Raw genomic sequence first — 2,500 nt, 5'->3', positions numbered from 1 at the left:
GGTGTTTTACTTTTCGCTACTTGTTTTACAGCTGAAGCCTCTTCTAAATCGTAACCAGCTCTTAATTTAGTAACCATATTTGCCGCATTCATAACAGGAAACTTCGGTAAATGGAATAAATCTTTTAGTTGATAAGTAAATTCATCAATAACAGTTGAGTATCCACAATCTTCAATAATAACTTTAACATTAGAAGGTAAATCTTCTCCTGAAGTCATCATTACAGTTGCCCCGCCCATTGAAACACCAAATAGAGCTATTTCAGCATTAGGGTCTTTCTTCAAGATTTGTTGAATCCAAATCAAAACATCTTTACGATCATGCCAGCCCATACCAACATAATCCCCTTCACTATTTCCGTGTCCACGAAGGTCTGGTGCTATGACATTATAGCCTTGTTCATAAAAGTTACGAACATATTTCGTCATTTCTGATGCTCTACCATTGTATCCATGAACTACAATTGCCCATTTATGACTGGATGGTTCATTCATATATTCATAACCTTTTAAATTTAATTTATCGAAAGAACGTATAGTTAATGTGTTAGGTTTATACTTCGATACGAAGTTTGCATTCTTTTCTTCATTTGCAGCCAATACATCTCCCGACGCATTTACCGTTTCTACTAAATGAGGATTATCTTGCAAAAATTCTTTTTCTTGTTTCGCATTTAACGCGTAGTTATAAAAATAATTCCCAACTAACATATACACGATTACTAGCAGGACTAAGACTACTATAGTAATTATACTTATCTTTTTCATATTATCTCCTTTTCTAACTTAAATCTTCTTATATTAAAGTACATCAAAAACAACTGTACTATTTTAACACACTGATGAATCCTATCTTTAAGAAATAAAATAGAAAATCTTAAATTACATATAAAGAATCACGAAAGAAATTGAATAAAACTTATATAGCTACGTACTCAAAAACCTTTTTGAAAAGCGAGAAGCACTTCAAAATATTTAGCTTTGAAAAGAAGTTATAAAACACAAAAAAGACGAGTCATTCTGACTCGTCTTAAAGTCGCTTGGCGACGTCCTACTCTCACAGGGACAAGGTCCCAACTACCATCGGCGCTAGAGAGCTTAACTTCCGTGTTCGGTATGGGAACGGGTGTGACCTCTCTGCCATCATCACCAAACTATGAAGGCATATTCCTTCAAAACTAGATAACATTGCTACATATTATATGGTTAAGTCCTCGATCTATTAGTATTCGTCAGCTCCACATGTCACCATGCTTCCACCTCGAACCTATCAACCTGATCATCTTTCAGGGATCTTACTAGCTTACGCTATGGGAAATCTCATCTTGAGGGGGGCTTCATGCTTAGATGCTTTCAGCACTTATCCCTTCCGCACATAGCTACCCAGCTATGCCCTTGGCAGAACAACTGGTACACCAGCGGTGCGTCCATCCCGGTCCTCTCGTACTAAGGACAGCTCCTCTCAAATTTCCTACGCCCACGACGGATAGGGACCGAACTGTCTCACGACGTTCTGAACCCAGCTCGCGTACCGCTTTAATGGGCGAACAGCCCAACCCTTGGGACCGACTACAGCCCCAGGATGCGATGAGCCGACATCGAGGTGCCAAACCTCCCCGTCGATGTGGACTCTTGGGGGAGATAAGCCTGTTATCCCCGGGGTAGCTTTTATCCGTTGAGCGATGGCCCTTCCATGCGGAACCACCGGATCACTAAGCCCGACTTTCGTCCCTGCTCGACTTGTAGGTCTCGCAGTCAAGCTCCCTTATGCCTTTGCACTCTACGAATGATTTCCAACCATTCTGAGGGAACCTTTGGGCGCCTCCGTTACACTTTAGGAGGCGACCGCCCCAGTCAAACTGCCCACCTGACACTGTCTCCCGGGTCGATAAGACCCGTAGGTTAGAATTTCAATACAGTCAGGGCGGTATCCCACCAGCGCCTCCACCGAAGCTAGCGCTCCGGTTTCAATGGCTCCCGCCTATCCTGTACAAACTGTACCAAAATTCAATATCAGGCTACAGTAAAGCTCCACGGGGTCTTTCCGTCCTGTCGCGGGTAACCTGCATCTTCACAGGTACTATAATTTCACCGAGTCTCTGGTTGAGACAGTGCCCAAATCGTTACACCTTTCGTGCGGGTCGGAACTTACCCGACAAGGAATTTCGCTACCTTAGGACCGTTATAGTTACGGCCGCCGTTTACTGGGGCTTCAGTTCAGAGCTTCGCTTACGCTAACCCCTCTCCTTAACCTTCCAGCACCGGGCAGGTGTCACCCCCTATACTTCGCCTTACGGCTTCGCAGAGAGCTGTGTTTTTGCTAAACAGTCGCTTGGGCCTATTCACTGCGGCTTTCCGTTAAGAAAGCACCCCTTCTCCCGAAGTTACGGGGTCATTTTGCCGAGTTCCTTAACCAGAGTTCTCTCGCACACCTTAGGATTCTCTCCTCGCCTACCTGTGTCGGTTTGCGGTACAGGCACCTTTTATCTCGCTAGAAGCTT

At 44.0% G+C, this 2,500-nt stretch carries 1 protein-coding gene and 2 rRNA genes (2 of these 3 cut by a window edge); all 3 read right to left on the bottom strand.

From position 1 onward, the window contains the following. Positions 1–767 carry the 5' portion of an alpha/beta hydrolase gene (locus GD442_RS01530; protein ID WP_000723973.1) on the bottom strand. It extends 193 nt beyond the left edge of the window, so 767 of the gene's 960 nt are visible here — the first part of the coding sequence; the start codon lies at positions 765–767; its stop codon lies beyond the left edge, outside the window. Positions 768–1,037: 270 nt separating this feature from the next. Beyond that, positions 1,038–1,153: ribosomal RNA gene (gene rrf / locus GD442_RS01525) — 5S ribosomal RNA — on the bottom strand. Positions 1,154–1,201: 48 nt separating this feature from the next. Beyond that, positions 1,202–2,500, bottom strand: a 23S ribosomal RNA gene (locus tag GD442_RS01520) (it continues 1,623 nt past the right edge of the window).

The sequence above is a fragment of the Bacillus sp. A260 genome (genome assembly GCF_009861435.1).
In the GTDB taxonomy this organism is placed as follows: Bacteria; Bacillota; Bacilli; order Bacillales; family Bacillaceae_G; genus Bacillus_A; species Bacillus_A cereus.
Note: the sequence above shows the minus strand (reverse complement) of the source record. Positions and strands in the feature narration are given on the sequence as shown.